The following is a 16,156-nucleotide window of genomic DNA, read 5'->3' as shown; positions in this document are numbered from 1 at the left end:
TCTGATCTATCAACTGGTTTCCCTAGTTTTTCCATATCCTTTTCAAAATTCCATTTAGAAATGTTTACTGAATTTTGAAAATACGATCCACCGTCTTTTACACCTTTCACATCTAATGCAGAATAATCTGTCCACTTATCAGGATACGCAATTTTAACGGTCATTTTAGTTAATTTCTCTAATGCTTTTGTTTTAGTTTCAGGACTCATCCACTCTAATGCATTGATACGTTTTTCAAAACCTTTCATTACGTTTGCAATCATTTCTTCTGCTTTGGCTTTGGCTTCAGGTGGGAATTTTTTATCAACATACAATTTACCTAAAGCTTCACCTATAGATCCATTTAACGAACCTAATGCTCTTTCATCTCTTGGTCGCTGTTTTTGAGCTCCTCTTAATTCTTTGCTATAAAACTCCCAGTTTGCAACTTCAATTTCATTATTTAGCATTCCTGCCGCTCTATCAATTGCAGTCCAACGCAGATATAGTTTAATATCATCCATTGAACTCGATGTCAAAATTTTATCCATTGCCATCATATAATTTGGCTGCATTACAATAACTTTTTCTAAATTATCTATGCCTAAACCTTTAAAATAAGTGTCCCAATTAATTGAAGGTGATAGCTCAGTCAACTCAGTCATTGTTTTAGGGTTGTACATTTTTCTTGTATCTCTAGACTCCTCTTTTGTGAATCTTGGTTCCGCTAAATTATATTCATATTGAAATATTTTATCTGCATTCGCAGTCGCAACTTCTTCCGAATCTCCAAAAAACTGTAGCATTCGTGCAATATGAGCAATATACTTTGTGCGCTTTTCTTTCGTATCTTCATCCTGATCAACATAATAATCACGAGATAATCCTAAACCTGCTGGTGTCACGTATCCAGCATTCATTTTACTATCTTTTAAATCGTTAAAAACTGCAAAATTAAAAAACCCTGCACCTCCGTATGGTGCCATTTCTACTAATAAATTTTGTAGCTCATCTAAATTAGTTACTGCATCAATCTTAGCTAAAAATGGTTGAATAGGCGCTATTCCTTGCTCATTTCGAGCCACCGTATCCATAATTGTTTCGTAAAAGTTTACTGCTTTCTTTTGATCAGATTCTAGTGTCAAGTTCCCTTCCGCATCTTTTAGTTTAGGAAATTTATCTTCTGCAATTGCCTCATTTAAGATTGTTAAAACATCTAAATCTGTTTTTTTTCTTAGTTCGTTAAAAGCTCCCCAAGATGTTCTGTCTGCAGGAATCTCAGTTTTATCTAGCCAAGTACCGTTAACATGTCTGAAAAAATCATCGTTTGGACGTATTGTGTTGTCCATATTTTCAACAATAATTCCAGGAATTTTCTCTTCAGTTTGCTTTTCACTTTTACAAGAAACTAGGACAGTTAATACTGCTACTAGATTAAAAAGTAAAAACTTTTTTATTGTAATTTTCATAATGGTTGATTGTTAGTTTATTAATTAATTTTAAGAACGATAAAATAACGATTTTTTAAGTTAATTCCGCTTAAAAAAATGTTAAGATTCATTATATATTATTTCTAAAATATTTGGTTTAAAATAATTAGGGCCTTTCATTACTTTTCCGTCTTCTCTGTATATAGGTTTTCCATTTGCGCCTAATTTACTCATATTACTTCGCTGAATTTCATTAAAGACCTCTTCAATTTTATATTGCATTCCGTGTTCTAATATTGTACCACATAAAATATAGAGCATATCACCCAGCGCATCAGCCACTTCAACAATATCGTTATTTTTTGCTGCTTCTAAATATTCTTCATTTTCTTCCGCCATTAAATCAAATCGTAGTTTTAATTTGGCATCATTTAAATTTGCTATTGGTGTATGCTGAATTCCGAGCCCAAATGCTTCATGAAATTCTTGTACTGCTTTTAACTTATTTTTCATTGTTTTAATTTATAAAAATTTATGAAGTAATGATGATGGTACTATTTTTAAAATCATCGCTATGAGCCTCCATCTTTTTGTGATATACGCTTTCTTTTTTTTTCTTTTAATCGCTGTATAAATTTGTTTGGTTGCTTTTTCTGTTGTTGACATCCAAAACGTTTTACCAAGAGCCATTGAAGTATCAACAAATCCCGGCTGAATATCAGTTACCACAATATTAGATTTGCTTCTTTTACCTTTTAACCAAAGAGATTCCAAATAATTCGCTTGAAACGCTTTTGAGGCAAAATAAGCTGGCACATGCCTATTCCCCCTAATAGATGCAATGGATGAAATACCAACTAAATGTCCAAATCCTTGTTTCCTAAATAAATTATATGCTAAACCATAAATTTTAGTAGCAGCAATAATATTAGTTTGTAAAGTTGGTAATTCTACTTCCCATTCTAATTTATAATTTGGTTCGCCCACACCTGAGCTATAAACTAGTAAGTCAATTGTTTCTAATTCTTCTTTTACCTCCTTAAACAAGGTTTCACAAGAATCAATATTTGTAACATCATGAACCTTTATAATGTAATTATTTGGATTTAAATTTTTAATTTCTTGCAACAATTTTTTACGTCGACCAGTAATCACTACTTTATAATTATCAGCTACTAACAATTTGGCTAATTCCTTCCCTATTCCGGAAGTTGCTCCAATAATTAATGCGTTTTTCATAATTTAACCAAATTTGGAATTAAAATTTATGTATTTTTGATGCTAAATATACACATTAAATATGTTTAGTAAAGGACAACTAATTTTTGCGGCTTTTTTTGTAATTGCATTTACACTTTTAATGATTTGGAGTTATCGAAAAGATATTAAAATTCATAAAAAGCATTATAAAAACACATTTATTATAATTATTGCGGCTTTTTTAACCATTGCAATTTTTACTTTAATTACTTTTTCTCTTCATTAAAAAAACTGCTCACAATTAACATTACGTCAACCATAAGCAGCTTTTTATTAGTAATTTAAATTTAATTCACATCGGGTAATGTGGTATACATTTTCGCATATTCGAGCATTTGCTCACTAAAACTATCTGGTTGCGTAATTTTGATATCTATAATATTTCCTTCTAAATCTTTTTCAGGAACTAAAACAGGATTCACAAACCCGCTGTAAGGAGCCGATTTAAATTTACTATTACGATCTAGCACCTCCTTATGAATATCTTGATCTACTTTTACACCATATGTTTCAACCAATGCTTTTCCAGCTTCAAAATCTCCTTCAGATTTAATGCGTTGAATTTCTCTTAACAATTCACCAAAAAGGACTCTTAATTTTACATAATCTCTAATAACAAAATAGGTTTTGCTATCTCTCATTACTTTTTCAATTACGTTTTCTTTCGCTCCTTTTTCAAAAGCCCAGGCAGCAACTAACTGTCTGTTTCTCATATGAGATTCTTCAACATCATCACCTAAATTTAAACGAATTAATTGGGTTAATAAACCATTTCTAATATAACCATCGTAAGCTGCTTTTCCAATTCCTTCAGCATTTGGAGAAATTTTCATTTCTACTAATTTTTCAGAAGGTAGATAATACAACCCTACTAAATCTGCACGAGCTTCTTCTAAAGTTGAAGCATAATTTTTAAGTGTTTCTTTAGGCTGCCCAATACCTGGATTGATAAGCCCACTGGCATGTCCAATAACTTCGTGCAACGACGTATGCAATTTACCTACTAATTGTCCATATTCTGTCTCGGCTTTAATTTCTGCCTCGTCATAGGCAAATTCTTTTAATTTTTCAGTTCCGCCTGCATTGTTATAAGCATGAATAATATTTCCTAATGATACTGATTTTGACCCATGATTTTGACGAATCCAATTGTTATTTGGTAAATTAACACCAATTGGTGTAGCTGGTGAAGAATCCCCAGATTCTGAAGCAACGTTAACCGTTTTGTATGAAACTCCAACTACATTTTTCTTCTTATGCTCCTCCATTAAAGGTGAATTATCTTCAAACCATTGTGCGTTTTCAGAAACAACGGCCATTTTTTTAGACATATCAAAATCTTTAATTTGAACAAGTGACTCATAAGAGCCTCTAAAGGCTTTCGGATCGTTATACACTTCTATAAATCCATTTATATAGTCAATATCGCCTTCAGTATTTGTTGCCCAGGCAATATTATATTGATCCCAAGTTTCTAAATTTCCTGTTTGATAATATTGAATTAATAATTTTAAAGCTTCAGCTTGTTTTTCATTCTCTGCTACACTAGCTGCTTTCTCCAACCAAAACAAAATTTTTTCAATTGATTTACCATACATTCCATCTACTTTCCATACTTTTTCTTCAATAGTGCCATCTTCATTTTTAACTAATTTAGAATTTAAACCATATTCAATAGGTGTTTCATCACTTTTATCAATTTTTGAAGCATAAAAAGCGTCAACTTCTTCAGCAGTTATATTTGGTGAATAAAAATTAACTGCAGATCCTGCTAACAAACCTTTAGATGCATCTAAATTTACTTTTTTAGAATCAGCATCATTAAAAATAGCGTCAAAAGCATCCATATTCAGTTTTGCACCTGTTTCATTCAACAACATTGTTAAATAATCTTTCGAAAATTCTGGCTTAAATTTAGCAGTTGAATAGTGATGGTGGATACCGTTTGAAAACCAAACTCTTTTTAGATAAGTTTCAAAACCTTTCCATTCATCAGTAGTTTTATCTCCTTTAAAATTTTGATAAACCTGCTCAAAAGAACGTCTAATTTGTAAATTATATCGATAGTTTTGGTCATAAATAATATCCCGGCCAGCCATACCTGCTTCAGATAAATAATATACAAGTTTCTTTTGTTTTAAAGTAAGTTCATCAAACCCCGGAATTTGATATCTGAGAATTTTAATATCTGCAAATTGTTCCACAACATAATTAAATTCTGCAGTATTTTCTTTTTCAAGTGTTTCTTTATGATTGTTTTCACAAGATAATAAAACTGTCAAACCAAACAGTATCGGTAATAAATATTTAATCTTCATTTTAAGGTATATTTAATGTGTTCTCAAATTTAATGATTTTGCATTTAATTATTCCTTAAATTAGCAATAGACTAACTTTAAATTTGTTACCTATGAAACTTATAAAATATATTTTCTTTTTAGTATTGATTTTTATTATTGGAATTTCATTTTATATAGCGACTCTTGACGGAAATTACGATATAAGTAAATCACGTATCATCAAAGCTCCTATTGAAGTTGTTTTTAATGAAGTAAATGATTTTAAAAGTTGGGAAAAATGGGGTCCTTGGTATGAACTAGATTCTACCATTATAGCTTCCTTCCCTGAAAAAACAAGTGGTATTGGCGCTTCATATACATGGACAGGCACTGATGGAATTGGCTCAATGGAAACATTATCTCTTATTCCAAATAAAGAAATTATTCAACAAATTGATTTTGGAACTGGAACAAAACCTGAGGTTTATTGGAAATTTAATACAATTGACGATACCACCGAGGTTATTTGGGGTATGCGAGGAAAAAGCGAATTTACTGAAAAGGCCTATTGGTTAACGCAAGGAGGCATAGAAAAAAACATGGAACCAATGTACGAAAGAGGTCTTGAATTATTAGAGCAACACCTATTAAAAGAACTTGAAAAACATACTATTGAAACTAAAGGTATTGTGGATTATGGAGGTGGATATTATTTATACTTAACAACCTCTTGTAAAGTTCAAGAACAAAATAAAAAAATGGGTGAAATGTTTCCAATAATTAAAGATTATATGACTGAAAATAACATTGAAACCAACGGTAAACCATTTACTTTAACACATAAATGGGACGAAATTAATAATACCACTATGTTCTCTACTTGTATTCCTGTAAAGGAGCGAATTGTTACAACAAGAAATGTTTTAACTGGCTTTTTAGCCCCTCAAAAAACATTTAAAACAACACTTACAGGTGATTCAAAATTTTCAGTTAAAGCTTGGGAAGTAGCTTTTAAAACTATAAAGGAAAAAGGTTTAACAGAAAAAAATGGAGGAGAACCTTTTGAAGTTTATACTATAAATTCAAACGACATATCGAACCCTTCAAAATGGGTCACTGAAATTTACATTCCTATAAATTAAACTTAACTTTAGACAACCAAAAAAAAATGGCTTATAAGCCGTTTTTTTTTGGTTGATAGTTACACTTGCTTATATCTAAAACAATCTACAATATGATCATTTACCATTCCGGTAGCTTGCATGTGCGCATAAATTACAGTTGACCCTACAAATTTAAATCCACGTTTTTTTAAATCTTTTGAAATACACTCAGAAAGTTCTGTATTTGATGGTAAGTCACCTACATCTTTCCAGCTATTCTTTATGGGTTTTCCTTCTGTAAACTTCCAAATATAATTTGAAAAAGATCCAAATTCCTCTTTCACTTTTATAAAAGCAGCAGCATTGGAAATGGTTGCTTTTATTTTTAATTTGTTTCTAATTATTCCTGCATTTTGAATTAATTCATCAAATTTAGCCTCATTATATAGTGCTATTTTTTTGTAATTAAAATTATCAAATGCCTTCATAAAATTTTCTCGTTTACGTAAAATTGTAATCCAACTTAGCCCAGCCTGAAACGTTTCTAGAATTAAAAATTCAAATAATTTAGCATCATTATATATTGGAACTCCCCACTCTTTATCATGATATTCAATATAAAGTGGATCATTTCCGCACCAATCACAACGCCTTAAATTATCCATAAAAATTTAATAACCAGATGCTTGCCCATCTTTTCTAGATTCTGAAGCACCAAAATACACTTTGTTTATTTCATCCCACATAATCGCTTGGTATCCTCCATAACTTCCCAATTCAAAACCAACTTTATGTCCTTTGCTCATTAAAGCTCTTATGGTTTGATAATCAATACCTGATTCCAGCACTAGTTGACCTCCATCAGTCATTTTACCACCCGTTGGTTCCGAAGATCCATTGTGTTGCATTCTAGGTGCATCACCAGCTTCTTGTAGGTTCATTTCAAAATCAATTAAATTGATTACAATTTGAGCATGACCTTGAGGCTGCATTGCTCCTCCCATTAAGCCGAAACTCACCCACGGCTTGCCATTTTTGGTGATAAATGCTGGTATTATTGTATGAAAAGGTCTCTTTTTAGGTTCAATAACGTTTAAATGCCCTTCTTCTAATGAAAATAATTCTCCTCTATCTTGCAGCATGAATCCTAATTTAGGAGGCACCATTCCAGAGCCCATACCTCTATAGTTACTTTGTATAAGAGAAACCATATTTCCAAACTTATCAGCAACGGTCATATAAATTGTATTTCCTTGTTCGAGCTCTCCAGCATCATAACTTCTTGCAGCTCTATTTGGATTAATTAATTTTCTGCGTTCGTTTGCATATTCTTTGGAAATTAGTTGCTCTACCGGAAGCTTATTAAAAGCAGGATCAGCATAATACTTAGCTCTATCTTCAAACGCTAATTTTTTAGCTTCTGTAAAATGATGAATGTATTCTGCGCTTCCAAATCCCATTTCTTTTACATTATAACCTTCCATAATGTTTAGTATTTGAAGTGCAGCAGTACCTTGTCCGTTTGGAGGTAATTCCCAAACATCATATCCTCTATAATTCGATGAAATTGGCTCTACCCATTCTGACGTATGATTTGCTAAATCCTTAACTGAAAGAAAACCTCCTTGCTCTTGAATAAAATTTGCAATTGTTTTAGCAACTTCCCCTTTGTAAAAAGCATCTCTACCTCCTTTTCCAATTTTATCATAAGTGTTGGCCAAATATGGATTTTTAAAAACTGACCCTTTGTTTAAAGAGTTTCCATTTGGCATGTAGGTATCAGCAAAATTTGGATACTCTTTAAATCTTCGTGACGTACCCGTTAAATAATAGCCTATTAATTCAGTTACAGGAAATCCATTATTTGCATAATCAATTGCTGGTTTCAGTATTTGCTCCATATCTAAAGTTCCAAATTTACCGTGCATTTCAAACCAACCATCTACACAACCTGGAACTGAAACAGGTAATGGGCCAAAAGAAGGAATTTTGGTCATCTTTTTATCTTTAAAATATTGAAGAGTCAGCTTTTCAGGTGAACGTCCACTCGCATTTAATCCATACAATTTTTGATCCTTTGCACTCCAAATTATAGCAAACAAATCACCTCCAATTCCAGAACCAGTTGGTTCCATTAAACCCAATGCAGCATTCGCAGCAATTGCAGCATCAATTGCATTTCCTCCTTGTTTTAAAATATCAATTCCTATTTGAGTTGCTAAAGGATGACTTGTTGCAACCATTCCGTTTTGCGAAATTACTTCTGAACGGGTTGCGAATTTACCTCCATTCACTCTATCTTGAGCATACGTCTGTAGCGAAATTAAAGTTATAAAAATTACTAAAAATTGTTTCATTTGTTAAGTATATTTAATGATTTATCACAAAACTAATGTAATTATTTAAAAGTTAGAATATTAAATTCATAAATTTGGAATACTAATTGTTACATTTAATGAAACTAAAATTATGAAAACTTTACTAAGCACTGTTTTAATTTTTCTATTGATAATTAGCTGTAATTCATTTCTTAATACAACTTCAACTACTAAAGATCCCTTACCTGAGCATGCGGTTAGAATTGCGAATGATAGTTTAGAATATGAAATTCTAATTATTGATATTGGATTTGAAGCTTATTTAAATTCAATAGCAAGGCCCGCTAGTTTTTATTCCCAGCAATATTATGAAACTAGAAATAGATTGTACGTTACTGAATGGAATATTAGATTTCAAAATCCAGGAAACTATGACACTTCTATTTATGAAAATAGAATAGATTATAATTTTACTATTGATTATGGTTTAGATGTTAATTATAAACTTTACAATTACTTTAAGTTTGTTGAGTACAAATACAATCAGAAATTTTAATAAAAAAAGCCTCCAAAATGGAGGCTTTTTTTAATCTGAATAATTCTTTTAATTTATAATTTAGGTCCTGCTGCTACAAGTGCTTTACCTTCATCATTATCTGTATATTTTTCGAAATTTTTAATGAACAAATTCGCCAATTTAGCTGCTCTTTTATCCCATTCAGATGCATCTTTATAAGTATCTCTTGGATCTAAAATATCATCATGTACTTCATTCAATGAAGTTGGAACTTCTAAATTAAATACAGGTATTATTTTAGTCGCTGCTTTTTCAATGGAACCATCTAAAATTCTATCGATAATTGCTCTTGTATCTTGTATTGAAATACGTTTTCCTGTACCATTCCAACCGGTGTTTACTAAATAAGCTGTTGCATTGTGTGCTTCCATTTTCTTTACCAATTCTTCACCATATTGAGTTGGGTGCAATGATAAAAATGCTTCACCAAAACAAGCTGAAAAAGTTGGTGTAGGCTCAGTAACTCCTCTTTCTGTACCAGCTAATTTAGCAGTAAAACCAGATAAAAAGTGATATTTAGTTTGTTCAGGTGTCAATTTAGAAACTGGAGGCATTACACCAAAAGCATCTGCTGTTAAGAAAATAACTTTTGAAGCGTGACCTGCTTTTGAAACTGGCTTTACAATATTTTCAATATGATAAATTGGGTAAGAAACTCGTGTATTTTGTGTAACTGAACCATCTGTAAAATCAATTTTACCTTTTTTATCAACGGTTACATTTTCTAACAATGCATCTTTTTTAATTGCTCCAAAAATATCTGGCTCTGCTTCAGGATCTAAATCAATCGTTTTTGCATAACATCCACCTTCAAAATTAAAAATTCCTTGATCATCCCAACCGTGTTCATCATCTCCTATTAATTCTCGTTTAGGATCTGTAGATAATGTTGTTTTTCCAGTACCTGATAATCCAAAGAAAATTGCAACATCACCATCTTTCCCTTTGTTTGCAGAACAATGCATTGCAGCCATTCCTTTTAATGGAAGATAATAATTCATCATAGCAAACATACCTTTTTTCATTTCACCACCATACCAAGAACCGCCAATAACTTGCATTTTTTCAGATAAATTAAACACCGTAAAAACTTCTGAATTTAACCCGTGTTCTTTCCATTTCGTATTTGTTGTTCTAGAACCATTTAACACTACAAAGTCTGGCTCTCCATAATTGATCAATTCTTCTTCTGTTGGTCGAATAAACATGTTTTTAACAAAATGTGCTTGCCAAGCAACTTCAACTATAAAGCGAACTTTTAATCGAGTATCTGCATTAGCTCCACAATACGTATCTACCACATATAATTTTTTGTCTGATAATTCAGTAAGAACCGTTTCTTTTAAATCAGTCCAAATTTCTTGTGTAATTGGCTTATTATCATTTTGTGCTTTATCTGAAGTCCACCAAATAGTATCTTCAGTAATTGCATCTTTTACAATATATTTATCTTTTGGAGATCTACCTGTAAATTTACCTGTCATTACATTAACTGCTCCTAATTCAGTTAAGAAACCTCTTTCATAACCTTCTAAAGAAGCATCAAGTTCATCTTTATATAAACTATCGTATGAAGGATTATAAATTACACTTTTAGTATTTTTAATCCCTAAACTATTTAATGCCGTAAGTATTGATTTTTTAGTATTTTCCATTACTTAATTTTATCTTTAATAATTAATTTATATTTTATTTAAACAAATTTACACTTTATTAATTTGTAACATTCATGACATTTATCAGTAAATTTAGTTATTTACTAAAACGTTTGAAAATTCATAAACCACTTTATAACAACTAAATACACCATAAAAAGAAATCATTCTTAAAAACGAAAACGTTTTCGTTGCTAGTTAAAAAAAACGATTTTTTTTAAATATTTGGCAAAGATAAATTTTATTTAAACATTTCAATCTCTTTTTTAGCTGATTTATAAAAAAATATACTATTTATTAGGTGCCTTTTTAAAAAATACCATAGCCATCTTCAACCAACCTAAAACAAATAATAAGCCTCCTAAAGGTGTAATAAACCAAATACTTTTAGCATTTACCCCAAAAGTAATTACATATATTGATCCTGAAAAAAATAAAATACCGCTAAAAAATAAATAGCTAATTATATTTTTAGATTTTGCACTAAACTTTGGATAGGTATTAACAACTAATAAAACTAGCACGTGATACATTTGATATCTTACTGCTGTTTCGAAACTTTTTAAGGCACTTTCATCTAAAATTTCTTTTAATGCATGAGCACCAAAAGCCCCCAATAAAATAGTAATTGCTCCTAATAGAGAGGTAATAACTAAGTTCTTATTCATTTTTACTTAAATTTTAGTTACAAACATAAAAATTAATCATGTATAGTTCATAAATAATTTATATATTTCACTAAATAAAAAATATGAAAAATCATTCAAACTCTTTAGTGACTCTATTAACGGCTAGTTTAATTCACCGGATTCACATTGCTAAAACTTTATTAGCTAGCCACGAAATTGAAAGTTATATTGTTGATGAAAATATTACAACAACTATTGGAACTGCCTTTGTTGAAGGCTATAAATTGAAAGTTGATCGTTCAGATTTCATAAAAGCAAAAAAAATACTAGATGATGTAAATTTAGAAGACAATTAATTAAATTTATTTTAAAAACCATCTATTTAATTCGTATTTTCGTAGACCTCTAAATTTACTTAATGAATACGAAAATGAGAAAAATATTGCTAATTGGTGCTGGTCAATCATCTTCTTCCTTAATTACCTATTTACTTCAAAAATCTTTTAAAGAAAATTTACATTTAACAGTGGCTGATGTTTCTTTAAAACACGTTCAAACTATTCTAAACAATCATGAAAATAGTTCATCATTATTATTAGATATTTTTAACGAAGTTGAAAGAAAAAAAGCAATTAAAAATTCAGATATTGTTATCTCTATGCTTCCTGCTCATTTGCACTTAAATGTTGCGAAAGATTGCTTGTTATTTGGAAAAAATATGGTAACCGCTTCTTACATATCAAAAGAAATGAAAGCGTTAAATGAATATGTAGTTGAAAAGAACTTAATTTTCATGAATGAAATTGGATTAGACCCTGGCATTGACCATATGAGTGCTATGCAAGTAATTGATTCTATTCGAGATAAAGGAGGTGAAATGTTACTTTTTGAATCATTTACAGGTGGCTTAGTAGCTCCCGAAAGCGATACCAATTTATGGAATTATAAATTTACATGGAATCCAAGAAATGTTGTTTTAGCTGGACAAGGTGGTGCTGCAAAATTTCTACAAGAAGGTAAATACAAATATATTCCCTACCACAAATTATTTAGAAGAACAGAAATATTAAATATTGATGGATATGGAAAATTTGAAGGCTATGCAAACAGAGATTCTTTGAAATACAAAAATATATATGGCCTAGATGATATTTTAACTTTGTATAGAGGAACTATAAGACGTGTTGGCTATTCTAGAGCTTGGAATATTTTTGTTCAATTAGGAATGACTGATGACAGCTATACCATTGAAGATTCTGAACATATGAGCTATAGAGATTTTACCAATTCATTTTTAGCCTATAACACAAATGATTCTGTCGAATTAAAATTACGACATTATCTAAAAATTGATCAGGATGATATTATTTGGGAGAAATTACTAGAATTAAATATATTTAATCCTACCAAAAAGGTTGAACTAGTAAATGCTACCCCAGCTCAAATACTTGAAAAAATATTAAAAGATAGTTGGACATTAGAAGAAGATGATAAAGACATGATTGTTATGCAGCATCAATTTGGGTTTGAACTTGCTGGTGAAAAGCATCAAATTGAAAGTAGTATGGTATGTATTGGGGACAATCAAACTTATACTGCTATGGCAAAAACAGTGGGTTTACCAGTTGCAATTGCTACGTTAAAAATCCTAAATGGTGAAATTAAAACACCTGGTGTTCAACTTCCAATAAGTAAAGAAGTTTACGAACCTATTTTAAAAGAACTAGAGGAGAACGGCATTATTTTTAAAGAAAAAAACTTGCCATATTTAGGGTATAACCCTGATGAAAAAATTTGGTAACTCATTTTACTAAACTAGTAAAGGATTTTGATATACGATTACATTTTTAAATAGAAATCCTTTACTAGTTTTATATACTCTCTTGTATGTGTGTGTCTTTCAATTTCTATAATTAATTCTGATTCTTCAATTGTCGTTTTTTCTGAAAATGAAAATTGCACTAAACTTCTTTTTATTGCAGAATTTATTGTTCCTTTAACTCTTGTCAACCTATTTAAAAACAAGCTATTTTTACTTGCTAATTCTATAAATTTCGCCTCTTCATCAAAAGGAATAATAAAAGCACAACTTCCTGTTTTAGCTAATAATTTAGAAACATTTTTTAATAAAGCTGCGTATGGTAAGCTCTCAACGTGACGAGCCATTGCTCTTTCTTTTGTCAACTCTTTGTACGTAGAAGTGTAAAATGGAGGGTTTGAAACAATTAAATCGTAAGTTTCATCAATTTCCTCAGTAAATTCTTGTAACGAGGCGTGATAACAAAATAATCGATCTCCCCAATCGCTATTTTCAAAATTATCAACCGATTGCTCATACGCTTCATCATTTAACTCAATACCGTCTATGAGTTCTGCATTGCTTCTTTGCGCTAGCATTAAGGCAATTAAACCGGTTCCAGTACCAATATCCAAGACACTAAACGGATTTAAATCTAAACTAACCCAAGCCCCCAATAAAACACCATCCGTTCCTACTTTCATAGCTGTTTTATCTTGTTGAATGCTAAACTGTTTAAACTGAAAGGATTTACTCATTAAATAATATTTTTCTAATTAAAATAGGGTTAAGCTTATTCACTTAGTTTCTGTTCAATATTTTTAATGATGTCTAGATATTGCTCAAAACTCACTTTTTTTGCAATAAAATTTTTATTCTCATCTAACAAATAAAGAACAGGTGTTTGATGCACATTATAAAGTGTTTGAAAATCAACCTCTTCTTTGGTATAATTACCTGTAACAACATCTGACGGATAGGTATGAATCCAATCTTTTAGTTCTTCCTTTTCTATAAACTGCTTCCATTGATCTTTTAAATCTACATTGATATTTACAGCTAAAATTTTAATGTTTTTTTTCTTCCAAGATTGAGTATATATTTTATTTATTTTTGGAAGCTCTGTTTTACAATGTCCACAACTAGGGTCCCAAAAAACTAACACTATATAAGATGCATTTATATCATATAAGTCAATTCTTTTATCCAACATAGTTTTTAAAAATAAATTTGGAGCACGATTACCAATAAGATTACCTTTTAAGTCTATGTAAATATCACGAATAGACAATCTTTGTGGTTCTTTTAACCAAGAGTAGGTTTTATTGTTAAAATATTTCTGATAAATATTAACAAAAACTCTATCAAGCCCCATAATTTTTGGTGCTGCATAGGTGTTCAAAAAATAAAAGCTTAAATACGAGAACATTTCGTTTTCTTTTGATCCAGTACTTTCTAAAATTTTAAAAACCTCTGGAGTAATATCTTCAGAAGTTTGATTTACTAATGAAGTAAAATAGGTTCCTATCTTTTTTTCTAAGAAAGGATTTCTTAGCAATCTTTCATCACTAAAATCAATTCCTTCAAAAAAATTGTTTTTTAGATAATTTAAACTGTCCATTTTATTTTTTAGCAACACAGAACTATCGACAGTTTCAAAATAAGAATCTATAGAGTATGAAAGTTTATACAACAATGAAATCACATTTTCTGGGTACTTGTTTATATAATCATTTTTATAGCTACTTATTTCTTTTTGAATGGTTGCCATTTTATTATGAATAAGTACACTATCATTTTTTGTTTTTTGATTTGCAAGAGAACTATTTAAAGTATCTAATTTTGAAAATCTATTTTTTAAAAACCTATTAAATTGCAAAAAGTCTTGATTTGTTTTTGAGTTCGAAACTGTATTTTTTAATGGATTTTTAAGGTCAATGTCCATTGAAAAATGTTGATTTTTATCCATTATAAATTCGGTTACAATACTTTTATTACTATCAACCAATAAATAAATTCCTTCAGTATATTTTTTATCTTTTTTAAATACAATACTACCTTTATTTGAAGCATTTACCGAATCTAATAAAACTGTATATTTTCCATAGTAACCAGCTAAATAGTATCTATTATTACTAAACTCTGAAGCTATAAATTCTAAGTGAGATTTTGTCGAGTTTAAGGCAGGTTGAGCCCATAAAACAAGAGATGAAAAAATATTTAAAAAAATTACCAAAAAATATTTCATGGATTTATAGTTATTATTTTTTAGAGTCACTGAATTATCATAATGACAAATATAAAACTGTTTTCTGAAATAGGTAAAAGTATTTAATATCACTATTATAAAAATAACTTAGTTTTGGCCATACTCTGCTATTTTTTAATAAAAGTCATTACTTCAGAAAATGCAAGTATTAATTCAACAGTTATAAAAAGTCCAAAACTTTTAACTCTGCACATAAATAGTTTCTTATTAGAAATTGAAAGAAAATTTATTAATTTATTGATTTAACTTAGTAAATAGAGGCATAAAACATAAATAGTGAAATATGATATTTTTAAAAAGAATGCTAATAGTCTGAAAATTAAAATTATATTAATTTTTTTTAGACATTTTTTATTATATTTGTATATAATGACATGATTTATCCCCTCGTAATACAATAAATCATTAAACCTCGTTGCGCTATGTATAGTAATACCTTTTTATCACTAAGAAGAGTAATTTCTTTGTTTTTAATATTATTAATTTCTACAACTTTATATTCAAATTCCTTTGAAAATAAGTTAGATAATAACAGTATACTTGAAAGATCTGATGCAGATAATCCATCTTTTTCACCTCTGACTGGTCATGCTGGAACAATTGTAACTATTACTGATTTAGCTGGGACTTTTACAGCAATACCTTTGTCTACAGTTACACTTAACGGAGTTCCAATTAGCCCCTCAAATGTTACTTTTATATCAAGTACAGAACTAAATGTAATAATTCCATGTGGCTCCACATCTGGTCCATTGGCAGTTGATGGAGGTATTCCTTCAGTTCTTGATTTTCAATATATAGCTCCTTCTGTTGATCCTTTAGTTGATCAAACATATTGCGTAAGTGAAACTGCTTTCCC

General features: G+C 30.0%; 16 protein-coding genes. 6 read left to right on the top strand and 10 right to left on the bottom strand.

What is annotated here, in order from left to right; all coding sequences use genetic code 11:
* From HKP59_RS07040 to HKP59_RS07030, 3 genes are all read right to left on the bottom strand, one after another.
* The coding region (locus HKP59_RS07040) for a M13 family metallopeptidase (RefSeq protein WP_291804934.1) at positions 1-1,448 on the bottom strand (1,448 nt) is incomplete at its 3' end.
* Between the two features lie 81 nt (positions 1,449-1,529).
* Positions 1,530-1,922, bottom strand: coding sequence for a nucleoside triphosphate pyrophosphohydrolase family protein (locus HKP59_RS07035; RefSeq protein WP_291804931.1), 393 nt, complete (start codon positions 1,920-1,922; stop codon positions 1,530-1,532).
* Positions 1,923-1,931: 9 nt separating this feature from the next.
* Positions 1,932-2,648 carry an SDR family NAD(P)-dependent oxidoreductase gene (locus HKP59_RS07030; protein WP_291804929.1) on the bottom strand — a complete coding sequence of 239 codons (717 nt, stop codon included), beginning with the start codon at positions 2,646-2,648 and terminating at the stop codon, positions 1,932-1,934.
* A gap of 61 nt (positions 2,649-2,709) precedes the next feature.
* Between HKP59_RS07030 and HKP59_RS07025 the strand changes: the two genes are divergently transcribed.
* Positions 2,710-2,895 (top strand): hypothetical protein, encoded by a 186-nt coding sequence (locus HKP59_RS07025; protein ID WP_291804927.1) that lies wholly within the window; start codon positions 2,710-2,712, stop codon positions 2,893-2,895.
* Between the two features lie 61 nt (positions 2,896-2,956).
* On the opposite strand, the gene HKP59_RS07020 is transcribed toward HKP59_RS07025, so the two are convergent.
* The gene (locus tag HKP59_RS07020; protein WP_291804924.1) at positions 2,957-4,987 is read right to left on the bottom strand and encodes a dihydrofolate reductase; all 2,031 of its coding nucleotides are present in this window, start codon (positions 4,985-4,987) and stop codon (positions 2,957-2,959) included.
* Positions 4,988-5,079: 92 nt separating this feature from the next.
* Between HKP59_RS07020 and HKP59_RS07015 the strand changes: the two genes are divergently transcribed.
* On the top strand, positions 5,080-6,090 hold the full coding sequence (locus HKP59_RS07015; RefSeq protein ID WP_291804921.1) for an SRPBCC family protein: 1,011 nt from the start codon (positions 5,080-5,082) through the stop codon (positions 6,088-6,090).
* A 59-nt stretch (positions 6,091-6,149) separates the two neighbouring features.
* On the opposite strand, the gene HKP59_RS07010 is transcribed toward HKP59_RS07015, so the two are convergent.
* Together HKP59_RS07010 and ggt are read right to left on the bottom strand one after the other, a co-directional pair.
* Entirely contained in the window at positions 6,150-6,716 is a 567-nt protein-coding gene (locus HKP59_RS07010; RefSeq protein WP_291804919.1) for a DNA-3-methyladenine glycosylase I, read from the bottom strand.
* Positions 6,717-6,722: 6 nt separating this feature from the next.
* On the bottom strand, positions 6,723-8,408 hold the full coding sequence (gene ggt / locus HKP59_RS07005; RefSeq protein WP_291804917.1) for a gamma-glutamyltransferase: 1,686 nt from the start codon (positions 8,406-8,408) through the stop codon (positions 6,723-6,725).
* 112 nt (positions 8,409-8,520) lie between these two features.
* On the opposite strand from ggt, the gene HKP59_RS07000 reads away from it, so the two are divergent.
* Positions 8,521-8,925 carry a DUF6146 family protein gene (locus tag HKP59_RS07000; protein ID WP_291804914.1) on the top strand — a complete coding sequence of 135 codons (405 nt, stop codon included), beginning with the start codon at positions 8,521-8,523 and terminating at the stop codon, positions 8,923-8,925.
* Positions 8,926-8,978: 53 nt separating this feature from the next.
* Here the strand turns inward: HKP59_RS07000 and pckA are convergent, their stop codons facing one another.
* Positions 8,979-10,601 (bottom strand): phosphoenolpyruvate carboxykinase (ATP), encoded by a 1,623-nt coding sequence (pckA, locus tag HKP59_RS06995; protein WP_291804912.1) that lies wholly within the window; start codon positions 10,599-10,601, stop codon positions 8,979-8,981.
* 290 nt (positions 10,602-10,891) lie between these two features.
* A complete protein-coding gene (locus HKP59_RS06990) occupies positions 10,892-11,269 on the bottom strand; it encodes a DUF423 domain-containing protein (RefSeq protein ID WP_291804909.1) in 378 nt (125 codons plus the stop codon).
* Positions 11,270-11,352: 83 nt separating this feature from the next.
* Between HKP59_RS06990 and HKP59_RS06985 the strand changes: the two genes are divergently transcribed.
* Together HKP59_RS06985 and HKP59_RS06980 are read left to right on the top strand one after the other, a co-directional pair.
* Positions 11,353-11,586 carry a DUF2007 domain-containing protein gene (locus HKP59_RS06985; RefSeq protein ID WP_291804907.1) on the top strand — a complete coding sequence of 78 codons (234 nt, stop codon included), beginning with the start codon at positions 11,353-11,355 and terminating at the stop codon, positions 11,584-11,586.
* Between the two features lie 74 nt (positions 11,587-11,660).
* On the top strand, positions 11,661-13,031 hold the full coding sequence (locus tag HKP59_RS06980) for a saccharopine dehydrogenase family protein (RefSeq protein ID WP_291804937.1): 1,371 nt from the start codon (positions 11,661-11,663) through the stop codon (positions 13,029-13,031).
* A gap of 38 nt (positions 13,032-13,069) precedes the next feature.
* On the opposite strand, the gene HKP59_RS06975 is transcribed toward HKP59_RS06980, so the two are convergent.
* Both HKP59_RS06975 and HKP59_RS06970 read right to left on the bottom strand, forming a co-directional pair.
* A complete protein-coding gene (locus HKP59_RS06975; protein ID WP_291804905.1) occupies positions 13,070-13,786 on the bottom strand; it encodes a methyltransferase in 717 nt (238 codons plus the stop codon).
* 35 nt (positions 13,787-13,821) lie between these two features.
* Positions 13,822-15,276, bottom strand: coding sequence for a redoxin domain-containing protein (locus HKP59_RS06970; protein WP_291804902.1), 1,455 nt, complete (start codon positions 15,274-15,276; stop codon positions 13,822-13,824).
* 443 nt (positions 15,277-15,719) lie between these two features.
* On the opposite strand from HKP59_RS06970, the gene HKP59_RS06965 reads away from it, so the two are divergent.
* On the top strand, positions 15,720-16,156 hold a 437-nt coding region (locus tag HKP59_RS06965; RefSeq protein WP_291804897.1), incomplete at its 3' end, for a hypothetical protein.

Origin of the sequence: Lutibacter sp. (assembly GCF_013041805.1) — a bacterium.
Classification (GTDB): Bacteria; Bacteroidota; Bacteroidia; order Flavobacteriales; family Flavobacteriaceae; genus Lutibacter.
This window is presented reverse-complemented; position numbering and strand designations above follow the sequence as displayed.